We start from the raw sequence: 22,267 nt of genomic DNA, 5'->3' as shown, positions 1-22,267 counted from the left end.
ATTTATTATGATTCCCGTAACACAACCCTTTCTTCCACCTCAGGAAGAATATGAAAAATATTTAGACGGCATTTGGAAAAGAAACTGGCTTACCAATATGGGACCTTTAGCCAGCCAGCTTGAAATGGAACTTAAAGATCATCTTAAAGTAAATCATTTGCTATTTGTAACGAACGGTACTGTTGCTATACAGATGGCTATAAAAGCTCTGGATATAAAAGGTGAAATTATTACAACACCCTTTTCTTTCGTAGCGACTACAAGTTCTATCGTCTGGGAAAACTGTACGCCTGTATTTGCCGATATTGATCCAAAGTCTCTGAATATTGATCCTGCTAAAATTGAAGAAGTTATTACAGAAAATACAACTGCTATTCTTGCAACACACGTTTATGGAAATCCATGTGATGTAGAAGCAATTGATGCTATAGCCAAAAAACACAATCTAAAAGTTATTTATGATGCCGCACACGCTTTTGGAGTAGAAGTAAACGGTAAATCTATTTTTGAATATGGAGACATTTCTACATGTTCTCTACATGCTACAAAACTTTATCACTCCATCGAAGGTGGCTTGATTATTACCAAAGATCCGGATCTTTTAAAAAAAATAGCTTCAATAAGAAATTTTGGGATTGCAAGTTTTGATACATTTTCATATTTGGGAATCAACGGAAAAAACTCCGAATTCCATGCAGCTATGGGATTGGCAAATCTACCTTATATTGATCAAATTCATAACAAACGAAAATCATTGGCTGAACTTTATGATCAAAGATTGTCTACATTAAAAGCCATAAAACCGGTATGGCATTCTGGTTCTAATGAAAATTATGCCTATTATCCAGTGATTGTTGAAAGTGAAGAGCTATTAATAAAGCTGAAAACCGAGTTGGATAAACAGCAAATTTTCACAAGAAGATATTTTTATCCTAGCCTAGCTTCAGCATTACCTTATCTGCCAAAATTAGAACTTCCTGTTACAGAGAATATTTCTAAGAGAGTTTTATGCTTACCGTTTTATTATGATTTAACGCATGAAGAGGTAGAATATATTGCAAGAGTCATTTTAAGAATTCAAAACAACTGATGTATGAAAGTCGCTATCATGCAACCTTATATTTTTCCTTACATTGGTTATTTTCAATTAATTAATGTAGTTGATCAATTCGTAATATATGACGATGTAAATTTTATTAAAAAAGGATGGATTAATAGAAATAATATCCTTTCAAATAATGATATTCAACGTTTTACTGTTCCTTTAAAAAATGTCAGTCAAAACAAATTGATCAATGAGACTTACATTAATGAAGAATCGGAATGGAAAGATCAATTTTTAAAAACCATTATTCACTGTTACAAAAAAGCTCCATATTTTAATGATACTTTTGCATTGATAGAAGAAATCATAAAAAAAGACGAATATAATGTAGCAAAATATATTTATCATACGTTGACAGCTATTTCAAAATATCTGGAACTGAATACTGTCTTCATTATATCTTCTGAATTAGATAAAGATAATTTGCTTAAAGGAAGTGATAAAATTTTAGATATATGCAAGATTTTAAAAGCTACCGACTATTTCAATCCTATTGGAGGGGTAGATCTTTACTCAAAAGAATCTTTTGAAACAGAAAAAATTAATCTGCATTTTTTAAAATCCAATCTTGTTCCCTACAAGCAATTCAATCAGGAATTTGTACCTTGGTTATCTATAATAGATATTCTGATGTTCAACTCAAAACAAGAAATCCATAACCTGTTAAATGAATATACATTGATATGAAAAAAAATTATACAGAAATTGTTGATCACTATGAAAATTGTCTTCTTCAGCATGGAGACAGCCATTTAGGTGTAGATTGGCCAAATAAAGAAGATGCAATGAAAAGATATCAAGTAATGCTTGGTGTTGTTCGGGATATTAATGTTCATAATTCAGTCTTGGATTTCGGATGTGGTACTGCTCATCTTCTAGAATATATTTTAGAAAACAAAATTAATACTATTGAATATTCAGGTCTTGACATTTCTCCATTGTTTGTACAAAAAGCATCTGAAAAATTTCCTGAAACCATATTTTATCAGACTGATATTCTGGATGATGGCAATGACCTCCCATTATTTGATTATATAATTCTGAACGGAGTCTTTACAGAAAAAAGAAATCTTACTCAAGATGAAATGTGGAGTTATTTTTCTGAAATGATCACGAAAGTTTTCGAAAAATGCAAAAAAGGAATTGCTTTTAATGTAATGTCAAAAAATGTTGACTGGGAAAGAGATGACCTGTTTCATGTTTCACTTGATGAATTGACAAAATTTTTATGCAAAAACTTATCACGTCATTTCATCATAAGAAATGATTACGGACTATACGAATATACTGTTTATTTATACAAATAATTATTTATGGCAAATGTTATCATATTTGGTCTGCAGGATTTTGCAGAATTAGCTCATTATTATTTAGAAAAAGATACGCAACATACCGTTGTGGCATTTTGTGTAAACAGAGAATATCTTCCGGAAGAAAAACTATTTAGAGGATTACCGGTTGTTGCATTTGAGGATATAGAGAATCATTATCCTATCAGTGATTATCATTTTTTTGCACCGATGGCGCCTCAGAAAATGAATCAGGTAAGAGAGAAAGTTTACCTGGCAATTAAAGAGAAAGGTTACACACTTATCTCATATATAAGTTCTAAAGCAACTCTATTTGATAACGAAATTGGTGACAACTGTTTTATTTTAGAGGATAATACCATTCAACCGTTTGTTAAAATAGGAAATAATGTTGTGTTGTGGAGTGGTAATCATATTGGACATCATAGTGTAATAGAAGATCATGTTATGTTCACATCGCAAGTTGTTCTATCCGGACACTGCACCGTTAAAAGCTACAGCACAATAGGAGTCAATGCTACTATAAGAGATGGAGTTACGATTGGTGAAGGAACGTTTGTTGCTATGGCTGCAAGTATCATAAAAAACACAGATCCCTGGGGATTTTATAAAGGAAATCCTGCGGTAAAAGCTGAAAAATCTTCAAAAGATTTGTAATATGTGGAAAAAAAAAGGACTTCTTTTTGAAGTAGAAAATCACATTAATGATTCTATTAAAAGTCATGCATCAATCCCATTCGCTCTTCATATGAGCGATGATTTGTTTCGTATTTATTTCAGCTCAAGAAATGAACAAGGTAAGTCATTACCATATTATATTGATTGTAAAATTGATAATGGTATTATTGATCTTGTAGGAGAAGCTGTTGGTCCAATTCTTCAATTAGGAAAATTAGGCAGTTTTGATGATTCCGGAATAATGCCATCTTCGCTAATTAAAACAGACAATAAAATTTTCATGTATTATATCGGCTGGAATCCTCAAGTCACGGTTTCTTACCGCCTATCTATAGGATTGGCTGTAAGCCATGATAATGGAGTTACCTTTAGCAGATATTCCGAAGGTCCTATTTGTGACAGAAGTATGGAAGAACCATACTTTAATACAGCTCCTTATGTTATACAGGATAATAATCTCTGGAAAATGTGGTATATATCATGTACAGAATGGAAAATTATAAATGATTATCCGGAGCCGGCATATCATATAAAATATGCTGAATCTCAAGATGGAATTACCTGGAAGCGAGAAGGAATTATCTGTTTAGACTATGATGATGTAGCAAAAGCTTTAGGAAGACCATGTGTATATAAGAGAAATAACAAGTTTGAAATGTTCTTTTCTTACAGAAATACCGATGAGTACAGAACTTCTAAAAATGCAGGCTATAAAATAGGATATGCAGAATCTGAAGACGGCAAATCATGGAATAAGCTATATGAAGAAACAGGCATTTCGCTATCAGAAGAAGGTTGGGATAGTAATATGATGGAATATTGCCATGTCTTCGAGCATAAAGGTTTTGAATACATGATTTATAATGGTAATGGTTTCGGAAAAGATGGATTCGGGTATGCTGTCAGATAAAAATAAACTAACGGTTGCCGTCTATATGATTACCTATAACCAGGAAAATTTTATAGAACAGTCGGTAGAATCTGTTGTCAATCAAAAGACAAATTTTAATTATAAATTATTCATAGGAGAAGATTGCTCTACAGACAGAACAAGAGAAATCTGTATACAACTAAAAGAAAAATATCCGGATAAAATTCACTTGGCTCTTAATGAATCTAATTTGGGAGCTTCTCTTAATGCAAAAAATACGTTTAATCTTTCATTCGGAAGCAATGCAGACTATATTGCTTTGATAGAAGGTGATGATTATTGGACAGATCCTTTTAAACTACAGAAACAAGTAGATTTTCTTGAAAATAATCCGGAATATAGTAGCTGTTTTCATAATGTGGAAGAAGTAGACTCCTCTGGAAAACCTTTAGAGAATCGGCTTGTAGTATCTGAAACTGTAGAAAAAACGTATACTATAGAAGATCTTGCCAATGGTAATTTCATACATACAGCAGCAGTAGTCTTTAGGAGAAATTTTAATGAAATTCCAGCGTGGGTTTTCAATTCTCCGGCAGGAGATTATCCTATTCATATGATCAATGCTTCCTATGGATTTATTAAATACTTTCCACAGAAAATGGCTGCATATAGAATTGGGCAGGGTATTTGGAGCTCTCAGGCAAAACAAATTCAGTTTATTAATACAATATTCGTAATCAAACTGATGATGGTTAATCTCAAATTAAGCCAAATAGCAATTAAAAATTTTAATGATCAATTGAACAGACTTGTTCTGCATATAAAAGAAGTAGATATTATTCCTATTCAAGACCCTGAAAAAGCAGCATATAATCTTCCCTTCAAAAAATTGATTATAATTTTATTAAGAAAAATAAGGTACAATTTTTAACTATTCATTATAAGAAACTTATTATTAAAATACAAATGAGTTTGAAAAAGATATTATTTATTACACACGATTCTTCCAGGAGTGGAGCTCCCATGCTTCTACTCTATCTTCTTAAATGGTTAAAAAACAAACGTACAGACTGGAAAATTGACGTTTTAACTCTCGAAAAGGGACCTTTAGATCAGGAACTTAAAGAAGCGTCACACAATTTTAATTATTATTATGAGCGCTACATTTCCAAAAGCCAATATTATATAAAGCGTTTATTACACAACAACTTTAATTTTGAAAACCATTACAAAGAAAAGTTTTACAATAAGTATAAAGAACAGAAATATGACGTAATTTATGCTAATACCGTTGTGAGTTTACCCATGGCTATTCTTCTGAAGAACAACTTTACGACAGTTCCTAAACTTATTTGCAATGTTCATGAATTGCCTACTGTTATAGATACTACAGTTCAGAATTTTAAAGAAATAGCACAGGAAGTAGACCTGTTTATAGCGGGGTCAGAATTGGTAGCAGACACTCTTGTGAAAGATTATCATATTCCTTCTGATAAAATCAAAGTTGTCTATGATTTTACGGATTTAACATTACTTCCTCCTTATAAAGATAAAAATGCTGATTCAACATTTGTAATTGGAGCAATGGGCGCAATGAACTGGAGGAAAGGAAATGATCTGTTTCTACTAAGCGCGATTCATTTAAAAAAGAAATATCCTGAATTGAATATAAAATTTGAATGGATGGGTACACAGCCTTTTTTTGAAAAAGAAATAATAAAAAATGACATCCGTAAAGCCGGTCTTACTTCAGATTATATCCAATACAACAATTCAAGTGTAGATTATAGAGAGTTTTTCACAAAAATGAATATATTACTTCTTACGTCTCGTGAAGATCCTTTTCCTTTGGTTGCGATAGAAGCAGGTGCTTATGGTTTACCATTAATTACTTTTGACAAAGCGACAGGTATCAATGAAATTATTACTAAAAATAAAGGAGGAGGCTTCATTGTACCTTATCTTGACATAGAAGCTATCGTAGAAAAAATCGTTTTTTATTACCACAATAGAGATCAGATAAAAAAAGATTCAGACATTAATCGAGAAAGTTTCAAAGAGTTTACGATTGAGAATAGCGGACCTGTTATAATTGATATACTTGAAAATATTTAGTATGATAAACTTTAATTATCATAAGAAGTTCTGAAAATCGAATACAATAGCATTATGAATCAGCTTGCAATAGTTATCCCCTACTATAAAATAGATTTCCTTGAAGAAACTCTAAGGTCTGTTGCATCGCAAAGCGATAAAAATTTTACATTATATATCGGAAATGATGCAAGTCTCGATGATCCTGTTCAGCTAATTGAAAAATATTTTAAATCTTCAGAATATGATTATTTTGATTACAAAGAGAATTTAGGTGGCAAAAATCTGGCCTTACAATGGGAAAGGATTTTGGACAACGTAAAAGAAAACTGGGTTCAGATTCTGGGTGATGATGATTTAATATCTGAAAATTTTGTAGAAGAATTTTATAAAAATCTCTTAATCGCTGAATCAAAAGACATCAGCTTAATAAAATTTTCCCATCAATGGATAAATGACAAAAACTATGTGATTGAAGATTTTGATTATCCTTTTAAAGAAATAAATTCTACAGATTTTTTTATTAAAAAATACAACAACGAAATTAGGAGCAGCTTATCAGAAAATATTTTCAAAAGGTCTTTTTATTTACAATATAAATTTGAAAAGCTACCTTTAGCTTGGGGAAGCGACGATCTTGCTATACTTTCATTCTCAGATTTCAAAAAAATACTTTATATAAATACTGCGAAAGTAAAAGTAAGAATTTCAGAAGCAAGCATTTCAGGATCTGAAAGCAATTTGGATGAAAAATTAAAAGCCGATCACGAATTAAAGAAAATCATAATTACAAAATATGCTTCTCATTTTAATTATTATTTTATTGATTCGGTCATAGAAAGCTATCTTTACAATTGTTATTCTAAAAATTATAATTTAGAACCTAAAATTACCTTTTATTATTTAAGAAAATTAAAAGCTTTAAAATTCTTAAAAGCTTTAAAAAAAATATATTACATAAGAAAAAAACATGTATCCTAAAATTTCAATAGTTGTTCCTGCATATAATCAGGCCGAATACCTTGATGAATGTTTACAGTCTGTGTCAGATCAAACCTACACAGATTGGGAATGCATTATTATTGATGACGGATCTACAGATAATACAAAAGATATTGCTAAAGATTGGACACTGAAAGATTCAAGATTTAAATATCTTGCAAAAACCAACGGTGGAGTATCTTCAACCAGAAATTTAGGAATAGAAAATGCGACTGCAGAATGGATTTTGCCATTAGATGGCGATGACAAAATAGCTCCGAAATATTTGGAGTTTGCTTCAAAAGAGTTTAATAAAAATCCGGATGTTGTTTATTGTAAAGCGTCTTTTTTTGGAAATATTGAAGGAGATTTTATATTGGATGATTTTTCTTATGAGGATTTGCTGTTAAAAAACCTTATTTTTTGTTCCGGCTTTTTTAGAAAAGAGGCATGGAATAAAACAAATCGATACGATGAAAATCTCATTCATGGATTTGAAGATTGGGATTTCTGGATTGAGCTTTTAAAAAATTCCGAAAAGAAAGTAATCCGTCTGGATTATTTAGGATTTTATTATCGCAGAAAAGATTCTTCAAGAGATGTAAATATCAATAAAAATCTACAGCAAAAAGAAGAAGCATTCAATTATATTTTCAACAAACATCAAAAAGAATATTACAAAATTTACGGAAACTTTTTTGATCTTGTGAAACAAAATAAGAAGCTTCAGGAAGATAATCAAAAACTAACGGAAACCGTGAACGAATCCATTTTAAAAAAAATAATAAGAAAATTTAGAAGGTAATGCTCTCCATCATCATTTCATCATATCAGAAATACTACTTCGATCAGCTCGTTAAAAATATTAGCGAGACAATCGGGGACGGATTTCAGTATGAAATTATCCAGATTTGGAATCCTAATTTGATGAGTATTACAAAAGCTTACAATTCCGGCGCAGAAAAATCTAAGTTTGAGAACCTTCTGTTTCTTCATGAAGACATCATTTTTCATACCCAGAATTGGGGAGAAATTTTATTGAATCATTTACGTCAAGAAAGCACGGGAATTATTGGGATTGCAGGTTCGTCATATGTGACAACAGCACCATGCAGCTGGACGGTTTCGGAAGAATATATGTTTGCAAATATTTTACAGGGTAATAAGCAAAATAAAGAATATACTCATATTCGGTCTACAAAAGAAAATCTTACACCTGTACTTGCCGTAGATGGTGTTTTCTTAGCGATAAAAAAAGCAACCTATAATCATTTCAGGTTTGATGAAAACTTAAAAGCATTTCACGGCTACGATCTTGATTTCAGCTTAAGAGTTTCTGAAAAGTTTCAAAATTATGTAGTAGATGATATTTTGATACAGCATTTTTCAAACGGAAATTTGGATAAAGTATGGTTTGATGCCAATATAAAAGTCAGAGAAAAGCTGGGTTCAGATTTTAACAAACAGAAAGATTTAAAAGTAGAAAAAAATGTATTCAAAAGTTTTTTGTATAATTACTTCAGATATTATCCTGTAAATCGAAAAAATATATTATTTACTCTAAAATTTTATCCTAAAAAACTTAATTTTAAAGATCATTTGGAAATCACAAAAAAATATTATCAATATATAAGGTATTCCGGAAATATCAATAAAAAAAAATAACACACAAAGAATTAAAATTTATTTAACCAAAGGCTTATCAAGCGTATGATTATAGGAAACGGGCTTATTGCAAATTCATTAATAAATATTGACTCTGAAGAAAATATATTCTTTGCTTCAGGAGTATCTAATTCCCTCGAAATAAGAAGTTCAGAATTTGAAAGAGAATTTTCACTTCTAAAAAACAGCGTCGAAAAATATCCCAATAATAAACTTTTTTATTTTTCTACTTTAAGTGTGAATGACCTTTCCAAACGAAATAGTCCTTACGTTTTGCACAAACTGGAAATTGAAGATTTCATAAAAAACAATTGCAGTAATTATCTTATTCTAAGAATTGGAAATATTGTTGGTAAAGGAGGAAATCCCAATACCCTTTTTAATTTTCTTAAAAATCAGATTACCAATGGCAGCGAATTTAAAGTACACAGCAAAGCCAGAAGATTATTGCTTGACATTGATGATATTCCAACATTTCTAAGCACAAATTGTCTTGATATAAAAAATACAACAATTAATTTTGCTTATCCTTTTTACTATGATTTAAAGGGAATTATAAATGCAATTCAAAACCAGATTCAAAAAAATGCCAATTATACTGAATCTGATGAAGGAGATTTTTACAAGGTAGATTTTGACGAGACTACAAATGAATTCTTTACAGGAATAAAACCTGATGAATATTTAAAAATTTTAGCTGAAAAATATATTTAAATTAAAACACAAATGCCTAAAATTTATTTTATTATTGTTACCTATAATGCCATGAAATGGGCAGAAAGATGCTTTTCAAGTTTAAGGCAGTCTTCTGTTCCCATTCATTGTATTGTCGTCGACAATGGCTCTACAGACGGTACTCAGCAATACATTACATCTAACTTTTCAGAGGTAGATTTTATTCAGTCTGAAAAGAATTTAGGTTTTGGTAAAGCCAATAATATTGGAATAGAAAAGGCATACAAAGAAGGTGCAGATTTCTTCTATCTGATGAATCAGGACGCTTGGATTTATGAAAACAGTCTTGAAAAACTTTTAGAAGTCTATAATTCTTATCCTTCAAAGAAAGAAATTGGCATTCTAAGTCCGATGCATATTGATGGAACGGAAAAAAAACTAGATATTTTTCTTGATAAATATATCGCCCATAACTTTGAAACCAGATTGATTTCTGATCTTTATTTTCAAAGTCTTAAGCCTTTTTATGAAGTGAGTTTTATCAACGCCGCACATTGGTTTCTGCCTAAAGAAACGATTGAAACTGTGGGAGGCTTCAATCCGTATTTCTTCCATTACGGCGAAGATTTAGAGTATGTAAATCGTATTGTATTTCACAAAAAGAAAACATTACTTGTTCCTGGAAGCAAAGTAGTTCATGATGGTAAACAGTCTTTATCAAAGGTCGATTATACGAAATATGAAGATTTAAGAGTTGAAACCAACATCATGAATCCGAATCTTTCAAACTCTTTTCAATCGGAGAAAAAAGCACTCAAACAAAGCATGATGAAAAACATGCTGACCGGAAAGAAAAGCAATTACCAAAAGCTATCGGCAAAATATAAAAAGATCGTAGGCGAAGAAAAAAAATTAACAGAAATAAGAAATACCGTAGAAAAAGAAGCTCCCTCGTTTCTGAATCTATAAACACATATTAAATATTAAAAAATACTAAGGAATGATAAATAAAATTGCCACTAAAATAAAACTACTTTCCCACGCAGGATCAAACTATCACTGCCCATATTGCGGATATGATTCTAAAGATCTTGAAGTTGTAGGACATGATCTTAAGGTTTTAAGAGACAAGCAGGTGATCGGTGGAGGAAGACGCGCTGCAGGATGTTATAAATGCCATTCCAGAGACAGGGAAAGATTATTGTACGCTTTTATTATTGAAGAATTAAAAGTTACCAGCAATAAAGATTTTAGTATTCTACATATTGCTCCTGAACCGAAACTTTCGAATATCTTTTTAAAATCAAATTTAAAAGAATATATCTGCGGAGATTTATTTACAAAAGGATACGATTACCCAAGTCATGTAAAAAACATGAATGTAATGGATATTCCGTATGAAGATGACCATTTTGATCTTGCGATTTGTAACCATGTTCTGGAACATATTCCTGAAGATACAAAAGCAATGAAAGAACTTCACAGAGTTTTAAAACCTGGTGGTCATGCTATTTTGCAGGTTCCGATATCTAAAAACAATCAACATACACACGAAGATTTTACCATTGAAGACCGCAATAAAAGAGAAGAATTATTTGGTCAGTTCGATCACGTAAGAATCTATGGTCAGGATTACGTGACAAGACTTGAAAGTGTAGGTTTCAAAGTAAAAAGAGTAAATATTTCCGAGAAATATAAAAAATTTGGTCTTAATCCGGATGAAGATATTTTCTACTGCGAAAAATAATAAGATCTAAAAAACAAAATGTATGTGCGGAATAGCCGGAATTATAGCAAATAATGCCAGAAATTATCAGGAAGAGCTGAAGAAAATGACAGATGCCATCGCGCATCGCGGTCCTGATTCTTCGCATTTTGAATTTTACGAGAATGCAGCTTTAGGTCATCGCAGACTTTCTATTATTGATCTTTCCGAAAACGGAAAACAGCCGATGCTTTCCAGCACAAAAAACGAATGTATCGTTCTGAATGGCGAAATCTACGGTTATCTCGACATCAAAGCACAATATCCTGAATACCCTTATCACGGAAGTTCCGACACAGAAGTTATTCTTGCGATGTATCAGAGGAAAAAAGAAAACCTTATCCATGATCTTCCGGGAATGTTTGCTTTTGCGATTTGGGACAACGGAAAACAGGAATTATTCTGTGCAAGAGACCGTTTCGGAGAAAAACCTTTCTATTACGCAATCGGAAACAATAATGAATTTATTTTCGCCTCTGAAATCAAAGCAATTTTAGCTTCAGGATTGATTCGTCCGAAAGTAAGCAACGAAGCGCTTTCGCATTATCTTCAACATGGTTATATAAGTACTTATCAAAGTATTTATGAAAATATTCATTCTTTACCTCCCGCTCATCAATTGATATGGAAAGATGGAAAAGTTTCTGTTTCAAGATATTACAGCTTACCAAAAAAAGACAGAGTTTTAAGCTTATCTGATGCGAAAGAAGAATTTACCTATCTTCTAAAAAATGCAGTAAAAAAACAGCTTGTAGCCGATGTGGAAGTTGGAAGTTTCTTGAGTGGTGGTTTGGACTCCTCCTCTATTGTTGCTTTAGTTGCCGAGTTTTTACCTAAACAGACAACCATTAGTTTTGGCTATGATCATGAAGCAAGCGAATTAAAATACGCTAAAGAAATAGCAGACAAATATAACACCAATCACATAGAAGTTCATGAGAAAAAAGATGACTTAGTAGCTTCTCTTTTAAGAACTTCTCCGTTTTTTGACGAACCTTTTGCCGATTATTCTTCAATCCCGCATTTTGAAATTTGCAGAAATGCGAGAAAGAATCTTACCGTAGTTCTTTCCGGAGATGTCGGTGACGAATTATTCGGAGGTTATAATTTTTATACCATTGAAAATAAATTAAGAAATCATTTCAGCTACAATAATATCATTGCTAAATTTGGTTTAAAATTATATCAGAAATTCAGACCTGTCTCTTTCATTACCCAGCAAAATATTGAAAATGACAGTATTCTTGATTTTCATAGAAACTATGTGAGAAGAGCTTTTAGTCAGGAAGAAAGAATTGCCTTAGGAGTTACTTCAAACTATGAGCAACCTTACAGCTTTACGCCAAATCCTGATTCTCTGAATGATATTATGAGACTCGATCTCGAAGATTTTGTTCCTTCGAATATGATGGTAAAATCAGACAGAATGGCGATGGCAAATTCTTTGGAAGTAAGAACACCTTTTCTTGATCTGGATTTTGCGGAATTCTGTATCCAGCTTCCTGAGCAGCTTAAAATTTCCAATGATAATGACAAGATCATTCTTCGTGAAGCAATGGGTTCTTATTGGACAGAAACCATCAGAAAACGTCACAAACAAGGATTCGGAATGAATGTAAAAACCTGGTTTGGAGAAGAAAATCTGATGAATTTATCTAATGATCTGTTAAAAAATCCTAATCAGAAAATCTTTAATTATATTGATTTTAAAGCAACTCAAAATTTACTGACTAAAGATTACAAACATTGGTGTCTTTTACAGCTTGCTCTTTGGGCTCAAAACAATGAAAAATATTTGTAACCATGAGTCTGAAGAAAAGAATAACATCACAATTCTATTATTATCAATGGCTTTTTAATACCCGAAAACTTCGTGCGGATTTTCCATCTTATCATATTTTGAGTATTAAAGATACCATCGATAATATTATTAAAAATAAACGTTCCGTAAGCCGATTCGGAGATGGAGAATTCAGACTGATGCTTCCGGAATATCAATTGGAATTTCAGGAAAACAGTGACACAATCAGAGAAAAAATGCGCGAAGTAATCGGCTCTGATCTGGAAAATCATTTGGTTTGTCTTCCTGAGCCCCTTGTTTCTGTTCGTTCTTTTGATGTCATTACCAAATATTGGTGGAAAAAATTCATCAATAATTATGGCTCAAGAATTTCTCCATTTTTAAAGAAAAACAAGACATACGGAAACTCTTTCATCACCAGATTTTATCTTGGTTATGAAGACAAATCCGAAAAAAGGAATTTGGATATTATTCAGGCTTTGAAAAAAATATGGGATAAAAAAGACATATTGATTATTGAAGGAAAATATTCCAGACTTGGTGTAGGAAATGATCTGTTTGACAATGCAGCTTCAGTTCAAAGAATTATCTGTCCCGAAAAAAATGCTTTCAGATGTTATGATAAAATTTATGAGGCAGCTAAAGAGTTTGGAAAAGATAAATTGATCCTTGCCGCTTTAGGACCTTCTGCAACGATTTTGGCGCATGACCTGGCTAAAATTAATTATTGGACAATAGACATCGGTCATATCGACATTGAATATATTTGGTTTTTAAGAAAAGCTACAGAAAAAATTGCGATTGAAGGACGACACGTAAATGAGGCGGAAACTCAGAAATCTTTCGACATTCCTGAAGAATTTTCAAAACCTTATCAACAAAGTATTATTTTAGAAATAAAAGAATGAATCTGAATATATCTGTTATAATTCCAGTTTATAATGCTTCCCAATTTCTCAGGAAATCGGTTGACTCTGTCTTGCAATTCGATGAAGTAAAGGAAATTGTATTGATTGAAGATTGCTCTACAGACAATTCATTGGAAATTTGCAAAAAATTAGCTTCAGAAAATTCCAAAGTTAAATTATTTCAACATCCGGACAAAGGAAATCATGGAGCCGGAGCAACAAGAAATCTGGGAATAGAGAAAGCTACAGGTGATTTTATTTCATTTTTAGATGCCGATGATTATTATCTTTCCAATCGATTTGATGCGGAAAAAGAAATATTTAACGACACAAAAATAGATGGTGTTTTCGGGGCAATCGGCGTTGAATATATAACTGAAAAAGGTAAACAGGAATATCAGACAAAATTTAAAGATACTCCACTCACAACAGTAAATTATCCTGCAGAAGGAGAAGAGGTTTTCAAAGGATTATTGGGTTTAACTACAAAAACTTTCGGCACTTTTTTCCATCTAAATGCTCTTACAATTAGAAAATCAGCTTTAGAAAGAACCAAACTTAGATTTAATGTTAATCTTCGTGTGCATCAGGATTCGGATTTTAATCTTAAGCTTGCTTATCACTGTCATTTGAAATCCGGGATCATTGATAAAGCTGTTGCAATAAGAGGGATTCACGATGATAACCGTATCACTAAAATAAAACCGTATTCTGCGAAATTCTATAAAAACAGTCTTTTATATAACGAATCGGTTTATGCTTGGAGCAAATCTGTTGATTTAAACAAAGACTATTCTAAAAAAATCAAGCTTGAATATTTAAGCTTTAAAATAGCCAATCAGAAAGGATTGAAAAAGTGGTTTTCATTTCTTGTAACATCGTTGCAATATCCTGAATTTGTAAAAACAAGGTATAGGTTTCATGCTTTAAATAATCCAAATGATTAATAAAAAAATCAATCAGATCAAGAGACTTATCAGTGATTCTTTGGCGTTTTTTAAATTAAAATCTTATTCACAGCCTGAGAATCAAAAAGTTCTGTTGATCAATTTTGAAAATCCGAATCTATATCACCGTTTTTTTTATTTACTGGTAAAATTCTACCAGCTTTCAGGATATAATATTCGCTATCCGATGGATTTTGCAAAATTCAGAAATCTTAGAAATAAAGACCGTTATTTAGGTTTAATCGTTCGTGAAAAAAACTTTTTAAGCATCAATAAAAAAAATCTTCCTGAAAATGTCATTGAAATAAAAGATGATATGTTCAGTCCTGATTACTTTTCGACTTATTTTGAGCATAATAATATTGATAAAAATGCTTTTCATGTTCCGATGAGTTTCCATCCATTCATGTATAATCAGGGAATTTGGGATAATAAGATTGATACAGACAGAAAAAGATTCAATTCTATTTTCTGTTATGGAAATTTTGATGCTAAAGCTTATTTAGATATAAAAAGAACCGAATTTACGGTTGAAACAAGAGTTGCTCTTTTAGATTTTTTTCAGAAAAAAGAAAATTTTGGATCTATTCATGGTAAAGAAGATATCGTCTCAGCAAATGCCTCATTCGATAAAAAATATGTTTTTGCTATAAAGGAAAATTACGCCATTAAAATGGAAGATATACGCGAACTTCTTTCATATTTCAATTTTTATTTGTGTTGTCCCGGTGTTGTAATGCCTTTGTGCCATAATGTAATTGAAGCAATGTCGGTTGGAACAATTCCTTTAATTCAGAAAGAATACGCAGAAGTGATGTATCCTAATCTCGAACATAAAGTAAACGCAATTATATTCGATGATCTGAACCATTTGAAGCAAATTCTTCAAAACGAAATATTTACCTATTCGGAACACGAAATTTCAATAATGAAAAATAATGTTTTAGAATATTATAATGAATATCTTACACCCGATTCTTTGGTAAGACATATCAATAAAAGTATTGCAGAAAAAAAAATGATCTATTTACAAGCTGAACACAGAAGCGTAAACTTCGTAAGATAAAATCTGAAATACAAAAAATTTAAAAACTCGTTTAAACACAATACAAAATGAAAATCTCCGTAATCACTCCTGTTTACAACGCCGAAAAATACGTAACACAAGCTGTAGAATCTGCTCTTCAGTTTGATGAAGTATATGAAGTCATTTTAGTTGAGGATAAATCACCAGACAATGCTTTGGAAGTTTGTCAACAATTAGCCGAAAAATATGACAGGGTAAAACTTTTCCAACACCCAGATAAAGAAAATCACGGAGCAGGACCGACAAGAAACTTAGCCTTGGAAAAAGCAACTGGAGATTTTATAGCATTTTTGGATGCTGATGATTATTTTCTTCCCAATCGTTTTGATGCAGAAAAAGAACTTTTCAAAGATCCGAAAGTGGAAGGAGTTTATGGAGCTTTAGGCGTTCATTATTATTCTGAGAAAGCGAAAGAGCAATATTATAAGCTTTTTGGCGATAATTTAACGACAGTTTACAAGAGACACGATCCTAAAGATGTTTTTCCCGGTCAGCTTAATATGAAAGGAAGTTTTGGGCTTTTCAGCATTGATTGTTTAACGATCAGGAGAGATTCGATGGTAAAGAAACTAAAACCTTTATTTAAAACGCATTTAAGGCTTCATCAGGATACGGAATTTTTGTTCAGACTTTCTTATTATCTTGATCTTTATCCTGGCATTTTAGACAAAGCCGTTGCCGTAAGAGGAGTTCATGAAAGCAACAGAATTACAGCTGTTGATTCAAAAAAAGTAAATCCTGCGAAAACCAGAGTTTTGCTTTGGAAGGAAATTCACGATTGGGCACAGAATGAAAATACAATTCCTGAAGATGTAAAGCTTCATATCAAAAGAATGCACAGAAGCTACGAAATTGCCCTTGCTCCGGCTTTAAAAAAATGGGGGATGATCACAAAATACCTTTTCACAGATTATAAAAGCATACGTTCCGGTATTTACAATATCAATTTTAGAGATTATTTATTGTAAAAAAAATCAATCTGGGAGCATCTAATTTTTTTTGCTAAAAAGATCTCTGATAATCACCTTAACTTTAAACTTATAAAAAAATAACTTCTATACTTAAAGCACAGAAGTTATTTTATTTTTTATTGAAAAGGTTACTTTATGAAAACACCAATATATTTTCCTTCGTACTCGACTACCGTAGTTTCAATATTATTTTTTTCACAGAAATCCTGATATGAAGAATTATCGCCAATATCATCACTAATAAAAACGCCTCCTTTTTTCAATCTTTTGTAAACCTCATTATAAGCCCATAATCTGCCATTATATGCCTTATCAGAATCGTAATGAAGAACATCAAAAGTCGAATTTTCTGCAAAAATTTTTGGCAGAGATTCTTTGTCAGCAAAACGGAATAATTTCCAATATTGTTTAAGATTTTCAGGAACCACATATCCTACATATTGATCGCCGTCTTGTGCAAGGTAAGGCATATCAGAACTGTACAATGTCCCTTTTCTTTTTCCTAATGACAAAAGTGCTGCTAAAGAAGACCATCCATAAGCTACTCCTGTTTCGATCACATGTGTTGCATTTGTAAACTCACATGCATAATAGATTAGTTCCAAAGCTCCTGCTCCTCCCATTTTAATTGGGCAGGCTTTTTCTTTTTGCTCAGAATTTTTTAAAATTTCAGAATAATCGTTTCTGAAAGAATCAATATTAATACCGAAAAGTTTGGAAACCGCTTCTTTTTGAGAAACCGCTTTAGAAGCCGCCCAAGAATTCGTTTTTTCCTTTCCTTTAAAGGCATTTCCCCTGTTTACAGTATTCTTGACAATTTTCCTTCCTAACTCGGGATAAAGATCTGGTCTTTTAAGATAAGCTATAAATGTTTTGAGAACTCTTGAAATTTCGCTCACTGTGTTAAATTTAGGACACAAAAATAAAGATTTTTCTGTTATCTTTAGGATATAATTATCTTTGTAAAAATTTATTAACACAAAAAGGATGAAATTTTCTGTTTTAATTGCCAACTACAATAATGGAAAATTCTTTAAGGAATGCTATAACTCGATTCTTGCACAGGATTACAAAAATTGGGAAGCCGTAATTTTAGATGATGCTTCCACGGATGATTCTGTAGAAGTCATCAAAAAAATAATTGGAGAAGATGCACGTTTCAGGTTTTTTGAAAACTCTGAAAATAGCGGAGTCGGCATTACAAAGAGCAAACTTATCGAACTTGCAGACGGAGATATCTGTGGTTTTGTAGATCCTGATGACGCCATTACGCCCAATGCTCTTTCTTCCAGTATTAAAGTTTTTGAGAAGAAAAAAGATGTAATTCTTACGTACACTAAATTTGCAAAGTGCGATGAAAACCTTAAGCCTGTCGAAGTTCCTAAAATTGCTCAACAGGTTATTAATAACAATTTATATTTTTTTAATTGTCCTGTAAATATTGTTCATTTTGTATCTTTCAGAAAAGAAGTTTACAATAAGACAGAGAAAATGAATACAGTAATGAAAATTGCTGAGGATCAGGATCTATATCTGAAAATGTATGAAAAAGGAAAAGTCCAGTTTATTAATGAAACAAATTATTTGTACAGACTTCATTCAGGAGGAATCTCTCAGAATGATAACAGACCAAAGTCCCGCGAATATTTTGCAAAAGTAATTTTCAATGCAATGCAACGCCGGAAATTAAAATTAATAAATGGAAAACCAATCCCAAAGGAATACACCACTTCAAAGGATATTTACGAACTGTTGGAGTATCAAAACAAAATTTCTTTCCGTATCAAGAAAAAATTAATTATTATTTTACAAAAACTTTTCAGTTAATGTCAGATAACAAAAAAATAAAAGTCCTTTTCAGACATCGTTCTATGGAAATGGGAGGTGTAGAAAAGGTAGTTTTAAGCATGCTTAATCACCTCAGCAGAGAAAAGTTTGATTTTACGATTTGTTTAAATATAAATCAGGGAGAGCTTAGAAACGAATTTCCAAAACATATCAGGAAAGTTTTTCTTACTGAAGGCAAGGAAGATTTTTCTAAAAATCCTCTTATCCAAAAACTCCAGTTGGCAAAAAGGAAATTAAAACTCAATAAAGCTGAAAAAGACCCAAGAATTGCAGACAAACTGTTGAATGAAAAATATGATGTAGAAATTGCAACAACCTATTCAATTTATAAGTCTGTATTAAATTCAACCAACAAAAATTCAAAAAAAATTGCATGGCTCCACTCCGATCTTACCCTTCCCGGGTTTGATGCTTATCGTGAAGAGATCTTTAATAATATGAAACAGTTTGATTATATTATTTATGGATCTCAGCAATGTAAAGATGCTTTGGACGAAAAGTTTCCGAATGAAAAATTTCCTCCCGGAAAAGTTGTTTTAAATGCAATTCCGATCGAAGAATTAAAAGTTAAAGCAAAAGCGTTCACTCTTGAATCCGGCGATATCCCGACTTTTATTTCAGTAGGACGATTACATTTCAGAAAAGGCTACAGAACGCTTCTGGAAACCCATAAAAAGCTGTTGGATGATGGATTTATTCACCATATTGATATCATTGGTGATGGTGAAGATTATGAAATTCTTAGCAAAAGAATCGAAGAATTGGGAGTTCAGAATTCGTTCAAACTTTTAGGGACACAAATGAATCCTTATCCTTATGTAAAAAATGCGGATTTTTATATTATGCCGTCAGAAAGTGAAGGATGGCCGTTAATTATTGCAGAAACCCTGATTCTTCAAAAACCGATTTTAGCAACAAACGTCGGCGGAATCCCTGAAATGATCGACCATAATATTACAGGCTATCTTACAGAATATTCTGAAGAAGGTTTGTACAACGGTATAAAAGAATTTTTAACCAATAAAAATATCGTTGAAAATATTCAGGAGAATTTAAAAAATATTGAAGACCGTTTCGACAACAAAAAAATCTTTGACGCTGTCGAAGAAATTATTGAAACTGTTCTAAAAAAATAAACTCCCTTATCAATTGCTTTTTCATAAATTTGATATAAAAATGTAACAGCACACAAATATTCATCGATGAATCCCTTTATAGAAAATTTATACCAATCGTTTTTACAACACAAAACAAACGACTGCCTCCAAATTGAAGATAAAAATTTTTCTTACGAAGACGTTTTAAATAGATCAAACCAGATAAGACATCAGCTTCAAAATGTAAATTCACAGAATATAGGGATTTACCTTACAGATGATGTTTATATGTATGCATCAATTTTAGCGGTTTGGTTTGAAGGAAGAACGTATGTTCCCATTCATCCTGATTTTCCTTTAACTAAAAATTTAAGTGTAATTCAACAAGCGGATATCGATACGATTTTAAGTTCAGTTGAAACAAAAGATAATTTTGACATTCATATTATTGATACTCAAAAAACATTTGAAACTGAGGTACTTCCTCCGAAAGATTCGACTTTAACAAATAATGCCTATATTCTTTTCACATCCGGAAGTACAGGAAATCCAAAAGGTGTCCCTATTCAGTTTTCAAACTTATATTATTTTTCGGAATCTTTCCATTCAACTTTTGGAAAACTCACATCTGAAGATAACGTCTTACAGATGTTTGAATTGACTTTCGATCTTTCTGTAATGAGTTATTTAATTCCTTTTTTAAATGGAGCGAAAGTTATTGGTCTTCATAAAAAAGAAACAAAATTCTTACAGATATTAGATTTATTGGAAGCAAACGAAATTACAGTTGCTCTCATGGTTCCAAGTATTTTGAATTTAATTATTCCATATCTTGACCCTTCTATTCAAAACGAAAGTTTACGTTTAAACCTTTTCTGTGGTGAAGCCTTGTTGGTAAAACAAATCGAAGGCTGGAAAAATTTCATTCCAAATGCCTCAATTCATAATGTTTACGGACCTACAGAAAACACCATTTTCTGTACCAATTATAAAGTTGAAACTCCTATAAAAGAAAAAAAAGGCATTATAAGTATTGGAAAATCAATGGAAAATAGCAATATGAGTTTCATTGATGAAAATGCCAACGAAGGCGAACTTTTATTATCCGGAAAGTTTTTAACCCAGTTTTACTGGAAAAATGAAGAAAAAACCAACGAAGCATTTATTCAAAAAGACGGAAAAACATACTACAAAACCGGGGATTGGTGCTTAAAAGATGAAGACGGAGATTATTTTTATGTCAATAGAATAGATTTTCAGGCTAAAATCAATGGTTTCCGTGTAGAATTAGCGGAGATAGAATATTTTGCAAATCAAAAATTAGAAAATGCAATCAGTGTTGCTGTTATTCACAAAGACCAAAATGATAATGATAATCTGATTCTTTTTATTAATGATATGAATTCTAATGACGAAGAAATTAATGATCATTTAAAAAATAATTTACCTGATTATTGCATTCCTTCAAAAATCATCAAAGTAAAAAATTTTCCAACCAACACTTCCGGAAAAATAGACAGAAACGAATTAAAAAAATCTCTTGTATGATTATAAGAAAAGCAACCCGAGAAGATATTTATTTTATTATCAAAGGTATTTTTGCCATTGAAAACACAGGAGAAACCAATACATTCAGCAATATGTTTGAAACTGATAATCAGACAACATATAATTATCTGGAACAGTTTTTTTTGGATGAAGAAAATTTCGACACTGAATTTTCACTAAACAGCTATACAATCGCAGAAGTTGATGGAGAACATGCAGGAATGTGTGCCCTTATTTTCACAGATTCAAATTATTATCAAAATAAAGGAGAATTATTCCCAATTCATTTAAAAAGTGAACATTTGAATTCGTTTATTGAAAACGCAAAGCTTTTACCGAGCATCCGAAATCATCAGGAAAATAAAAAATTTCTTGAATATCTTTTTGTGGATGATAAATTCAGAGGAAAAGGTGTTGCTGATGAGTTGATCAATCATTTGGCGACTGAAGCACAGCAGACAAACAGAGAACTTTATCTAGATGTTTTGGAAAGCAGCCCTTTCTTGTTTAAATTCTATGCTAAGTTTGATTTTAAACCTACAGAAACATTCAGCATAGACAATCCTGAAAACAAGATTTATCCTTGTATTCAGAAAACTTTATTGTGTAAAAATTTAGGAAATTAATCGAATTTTTCGGTTCCGATAGCTTCTACAAGATCATTAATTGTATTTACGCTTCTGAAACCTCTAGGATTTAACTTTACATTAAACTGATTTTCAACCAGCTGCATTACCAAAACAGCAGATAACGAACCGTAACTTTCCAATTCTTTGAAGTTGGTTTCAGATGTAATGTTGGTCGTTTCGTTTAATTCTTGTTTCAGCAGGTCACAAAATTGCTCGATCTTCATTGTGTTTATAATTATGTTAATATATTAGAACGAGCAAATTTATAAAATAATTTCTATTTTTGC

Annotated in this window: 24 protein-coding genes; 22 read left to right on the top strand and 2 right to left on the bottom strand. The window is 31.6% G+C overall.

Going from position 1 to position 22,267, the window contains the following annotated elements; translation table 11 throughout:
• Positions 1 to 7 precede the first annotated feature (7 nt).
• Genes ABD940_RS11805 through ABD940_RS11720 form a run of 18 tightly spaced genes read left to right on the top strand, consistent with a single transcriptional unit; the run spans position 8 to position 16,855 of the window.
• Positions 8 to 1,090: a DegT/DnrJ/EryC1/StrS family aminotransferase gene (locus ABD940_RS11805; protein ID WP_345203974.1), complete on the top strand. Its 1,083-nt coding sequence runs from the start codon at positions 8 to 10 to the stop codon at positions 1,088 to 1,090.
• Between the two features lie 3 nt (positions 1,091 to 1,093).
• Entirely contained in the window at positions 1,094 to 1,792 is a 699-nt protein-coding gene (locus tag ABD940_RS11800; protein ID WP_345203972.1) for a WbqC family protein, read from the top strand.
• Positions 1,789 to 2,412, top strand: coding sequence for a class I SAM-dependent methyltransferase (locus ABD940_RS11795; RefSeq protein ID WP_345203969.1), 624 nt, complete (start codon positions 1,789 to 1,791; stop codon positions 2,410 to 2,412). Before ABD940_RS11800 ends, ABD940_RS11795 begins: the two co-directional genes overlap by 4 nt.
• Before the next feature lie 6 nt (positions 2,413 to 2,418).
• Positions 2,419 to 3,072, top strand: a complete 654-nt coding sequence (locus tag ABD940_RS11790; protein ID WP_345203967.1) for an acetyltransferase — start codon at positions 2,419 to 2,421, stop codon at positions 3,070 to 3,072.
• Between the two features lies 1 nt (position 3,073).
• Positions 3,074 to 4,003: a glycoside hydrolase family protein gene (locus tag ABD940_RS11785; protein WP_345203964.1), complete on the top strand. Its 930-nt coding sequence runs from the start codon at positions 3,074 to 3,076 to the stop codon at positions 4,001 to 4,003.
• Positions 3,978 to 4,895 (top strand): glycosyltransferase, encoded by a 918-nt coding sequence (locus tag ABD940_RS11780; protein WP_345203961.1) that lies wholly within the window; start codon positions 3,978 to 3,980, stop codon positions 4,893 to 4,895. Before ABD940_RS11785 ends, ABD940_RS11780 begins: the two co-directional genes overlap by 26 nt.
• Positions 4,896 to 4,936: 41 nt before the next feature.
• Complete coding sequence (locus tag ABD940_RS11775; RefSeq protein ID WP_345203959.1) at positions 4,937 to 6,079, top strand: glycosyltransferase family 4 protein; 1,143 nt, start codon at positions 4,937 to 4,939, stop codon at positions 6,077 to 6,079.
• A gap of 54 nt (positions 6,080 to 6,133) precedes the next feature.
• On the top strand, positions 6,134 to 7,039 hold the full coding sequence (locus ABD940_RS11770) for a glycosyltransferase family A protein (RefSeq protein ID WP_345203957.1): 906 nt from the start codon (positions 6,134 to 6,136) through the stop codon (positions 7,037 to 7,039).
• Complete coding sequence (locus ABD940_RS11765; protein ID WP_345203955.1) at positions 7,029 to 7,844, top strand: glycosyltransferase family 2 protein; 816 nt, start codon at positions 7,029 to 7,031, stop codon at positions 7,842 to 7,844. Before ABD940_RS11770 ends, ABD940_RS11765 begins: the two co-directional genes overlap by 11 nt.
• On the top strand, positions 7,844 to 8,704 hold the full coding sequence (locus tag ABD940_RS11760; RefSeq protein ID WP_345203952.1) for a glycosyltransferase: 861 nt from the start codon (positions 7,844 to 7,846) through the stop codon (positions 8,702 to 8,704). The genes ABD940_RS11765 and ABD940_RS11760 overlap by 1 nt, the downstream gene beginning before the upstream one ends.
• Before the next feature lie 45 nt (positions 8,705 to 8,749).
• A complete protein-coding gene (locus tag ABD940_RS11755; RefSeq protein ID WP_345203949.1) occupies positions 8,750 to 9,418 on the top strand; it encodes an NAD-dependent epimerase/dehydratase family protein in 669 nt (222 codons plus the stop codon).
• Between the two features lie 12 nt (positions 9,419 to 9,430).
• Positions 9,431 to 10,348 (top strand): glycosyltransferase family 2 protein, encoded by a 918-nt coding sequence (locus ABD940_RS11750; RefSeq protein WP_345203945.1) that lies wholly within the window; start codon positions 9,431 to 9,433, stop codon positions 10,346 to 10,348.
• A 31-nt stretch (positions 10,349 to 10,379) separates the two neighbouring features.
• Complete coding sequence (locus ABD940_RS11745; protein ID WP_345203942.1) at positions 10,380 to 11,126, top strand: methyltransferase domain-containing protein; 747 nt, start codon at positions 10,380 to 10,382, stop codon at positions 11,124 to 11,126.
• A gap of 22 nt (positions 11,127 to 11,148) precedes the next feature.
• Positions 11,149 to 12,945: an asparagine synthase (glutamine-hydrolyzing) gene (gene asnB / locus ABD940_RS11740; protein WP_345203939.1), complete on the top strand. Its 1,797-nt coding sequence runs from the start codon at positions 11,149 to 11,151 to the stop codon at positions 12,943 to 12,945.
• Between the two features lie 2 nt (positions 12,946 to 12,947).
• The gene (locus ABD940_RS11735) at positions 12,948 to 13,853 is read left to right on the top strand and encodes a GT-D fold domain-containing glycosyltransferase (RefSeq protein WP_345203936.1); all 906 of its coding nucleotides are present in this window, start codon (positions 12,948 to 12,950) and stop codon (positions 13,851 to 13,853) included.
• A complete protein-coding gene (locus ABD940_RS11730) occupies positions 13,850 to 14,800 on the top strand; it encodes a glycosyltransferase (protein ID WP_345203934.1) in 951 nt (316 codons plus the stop codon). Before ABD940_RS11735 ends, ABD940_RS11730 begins: the two co-directional genes overlap by 4 nt.
• Positions 14,793 to 15,866 (top strand): hypothetical protein, encoded by a 1,074-nt coding sequence (locus ABD940_RS11725; RefSeq protein WP_345203931.1) that lies wholly within the window; start codon positions 14,793 to 14,795, stop codon positions 15,864 to 15,866. The genes ABD940_RS11730 and ABD940_RS11725 overlap by 8 nt, the downstream gene beginning before the upstream one ends.
• A 47-nt stretch (positions 15,867 to 15,913) precedes the next feature.
• Positions 15,914 to 16,855 carry a glycosyltransferase family 2 protein gene (locus ABD940_RS11720; protein WP_345203929.1) on the top strand — a complete coding sequence of 314 codons (942 nt, stop codon included), beginning with the start codon at positions 15,914 to 15,916 and terminating at the stop codon, positions 16,853 to 16,855.
• A gap of 131 nt (positions 16,856 to 16,986) precedes the next feature.
• Here ABD940_RS11720 and ABD940_RS11715 read toward each other — a convergent pair whose 3' ends face one another.
• A complete protein-coding gene (locus ABD940_RS11715) occupies positions 16,987 to 17,757 on the bottom strand; it encodes a class I SAM-dependent methyltransferase (RefSeq protein ID WP_345203926.1) in 771 nt (256 codons plus the stop codon).
• 88 nt (positions 17,758 to 17,845) lie between these two features.
• Here ABD940_RS11715 and ABD940_RS11710 point away from each other — a divergent pair, with 88 nt between their 5' ends.
• The 4 genes from ABD940_RS11710 to ABD940_RS11695 all read left to right on the top strand — a co-directional run bounded on the left by ABD940_RS11710 (position 17,846) and on the right by ABD940_RS11695 (position 21,977).
• Positions 17,846 to 18,685, top strand: a complete 840-nt coding sequence (locus ABD940_RS11710) for a glycosyltransferase family 2 protein (protein ID WP_345203924.1) — start codon at positions 17,846 to 17,848, stop codon at positions 18,683 to 18,685.
• Positions 18,685 to 19,842 carry a glycosyltransferase gene (locus tag ABD940_RS11705; RefSeq protein WP_345203922.1) on the top strand — a complete coding sequence of 386 codons (1,158 nt, stop codon included), beginning with the start codon at positions 18,685 to 18,687 and terminating at the stop codon, positions 19,840 to 19,842. Before ABD940_RS11710 ends, ABD940_RS11705 begins: the two co-directional genes overlap by 1 nt.
• A gap of 66 nt (positions 19,843 to 19,908) precedes the next feature.
• Complete coding sequence (locus ABD940_RS11700) at positions 19,909 to 21,351, top strand: AMP-binding protein (protein ID WP_345203919.1); 1,443 nt, start codon at positions 19,909 to 19,911, stop codon at positions 21,349 to 21,351.
• The gene (locus ABD940_RS11695; protein WP_345203917.1) at positions 21,348 to 21,977 is read left to right on the top strand and encodes a GNAT family N-acetyltransferase; all 630 of its coding nucleotides are present in this window, start codon (positions 21,348 to 21,350) and stop codon (positions 21,975 to 21,977) included. The genes ABD940_RS11700 and ABD940_RS11695 overlap by 4 nt, the downstream gene beginning before the upstream one ends.
• Here ABD940_RS11695 and ABD940_RS11690 read toward each other — a convergent pair.
• Entirely contained in the window at positions 21,974 to 22,204 is a 231-nt protein-coding gene (locus tag ABD940_RS11690) for an acyl carrier protein (protein ID WP_345203914.1), read from the bottom strand. The two genes, ABD940_RS11695 and ABD940_RS11690, sit on opposite strands and share 4 nt — an antisense overlap.
• Positions 22,205 to 22,267: the final 63 nt, after the last annotated feature.

Origin of the sequence: Chryseobacterium ginsengisoli, assembly GCF_039542325.1 — a bacterium.
In the GTDB taxonomy this organism is placed as follows: Bacteria; Bacteroidota; Bacteroidia; order Flavobacteriales; family Weeksellaceae; genus Chryseobacterium; species Chryseobacterium ginsengisoli.
Note: the sequence above shows the minus strand (reverse complement) of the source record. Positions and strands in the feature narration are given on the sequence as shown.

What these genes read in the sequence shown, in the direction of transcription:
- ABD940_RS11770 (WP_345203957.1), top strand. Translation starts at nt 6,134, where the DNA reads ATGAATCAGCTTGCAATAGTTATCCCCTACTATAAAATAGATTTCCTT.
- ABD940_RS11700 (WP_345203919.1), top strand. Translation starts at nt 19,909, where the DNA reads ATGAATCCCTTTATAGAAAATTTATACCAATCGTTTTTACAACACAAA.
- ABD940_RS11695 (WP_345203917.1), top strand. Translation starts at nt 21,348, where the DNA reads ATGATTATAAGAAAAGCAACCCGAGAAGATATTTATTTTATTATCAAA.
- ABD940_RS11730 (WP_345203934.1), top strand. Translation starts at nt 13,850, where the DNA reads ATGAATCTGAATATATCTGTTATAATTCCAGTTTATAATGCTTCCCAA.
- ABD940_RS11790 (WP_345203967.1), top strand. Translation starts at nt 2,419, where the DNA reads ATGGCAAATGTTATCATATTTGGTCTGCAGGATTTTGCAGAATTAGCT.
- ABD940_RS11705 (WP_345203922.1), top strand. Translation starts at nt 18,685, where the DNA reads ATGTCAGATAACAAAAAAATAAAAGTCCTTTTCAGACATCGTTCTATG.
- ABD940_RS11760 (WP_345203952.1), top strand. Translation starts at nt 7,844, where the DNA reads ATGCTCTCCATCATCATTTCATCATATCAGAAATACTACTTCGATCAG.
- ABD940_RS11765 (WP_345203955.1), top strand. Translation starts at nt 7,029, where the DNA reads ATGTATCCTAAAATTTCAATAGTTGTTCCTGCATATAATCAGGCCGAA.
- ABD940_RS11690 (WP_345203914.1), bottom strand. Translation starts at nt 22,204, where the DNA reads ATGAAGATCGAGCAATTTTGTGACCTGCTGAAACAAGAATTAAACGAA.
- ABD940_RS11725 (WP_345203931.1), top strand. Translation starts at nt 14,793, where the DNA reads ATGATTAATAAAAAAATCAATCAGATCAAGAGACTTATCAGTGATTCT.
- asnB (WP_345203939.1), top strand. Translation starts at nt 11,149, where the DNA reads ATGTGCGGAATAGCCGGAATTATAGCAAATAATGCCAGAAATTATCAG.
- ABD940_RS11755 (WP_345203949.1), top strand. Translation starts at nt 8,750, where the DNA reads ATGATTATAGGAAACGGGCTTATTGCAAATTCATTAATAAATATTGAC.
- ABD940_RS11785 (WP_345203964.1), top strand. Translation starts at nt 3,074, where the DNA reads ATGTGGAAAAAAAAAGGACTTCTTTTTGAAGTAGAAAATCACATTAAT.
- ABD940_RS11795 (WP_345203969.1), top strand. Translation starts at nt 1,789, where the DNA reads ATGAAAAAAAATTATACAGAAATTGTTGATCACTATGAAAATTGTCTT.
- ABD940_RS11720 (WP_345203929.1), top strand. Translation starts at nt 15,914, where the DNA reads ATGAAAATCTCCGTAATCACTCCTGTTTACAACGCCGAAAAATACGTA.
- ABD940_RS11750 (WP_345203945.1), top strand. Translation starts at nt 9,431, where the DNA reads ATGCCTAAAATTTATTTTATTATTGTTACCTATAATGCCATGAAATGG.
- ABD940_RS11800 (WP_345203972.1), top strand. Translation starts at nt 1,094, where the DNA reads ATGAAAGTCGCTATCATGCAACCTTATATTTTTCCTTACATTGGTTAT.
- ABD940_RS11745 (WP_345203942.1), top strand. Translation starts at nt 10,380, where the DNA reads ATGATAAATAAAATTGCCACTAAAATAAAACTACTTTCCCACGCAGGA.
- ABD940_RS11735 (WP_345203936.1), top strand. Translation starts at nt 12,948, where the DNA reads ATGAGTCTGAAGAAAAGAATAACATCACAATTCTATTATTATCAATGG.
- ABD940_RS11805 (WP_345203974.1), top strand. Translation starts at nt 8, where the DNA reads ATGATTCCCGTAACACAACCCTTTCTTCCACCTCAGGAAGAATATGAA.
- ABD940_RS11710 (WP_345203924.1), top strand. Translation starts at nt 17,846, where the DNA reads ATGAAATTTTCTGTTTTAATTGCCAACTACAATAATGGAAAATTCTTT.
- ABD940_RS11780 (WP_345203961.1), top strand. Translation starts at nt 3,978, where the DNA reads ATGGATTCGGGTATGCTGTCAGATAAAAATAAACTAACGGTTGCCGTC.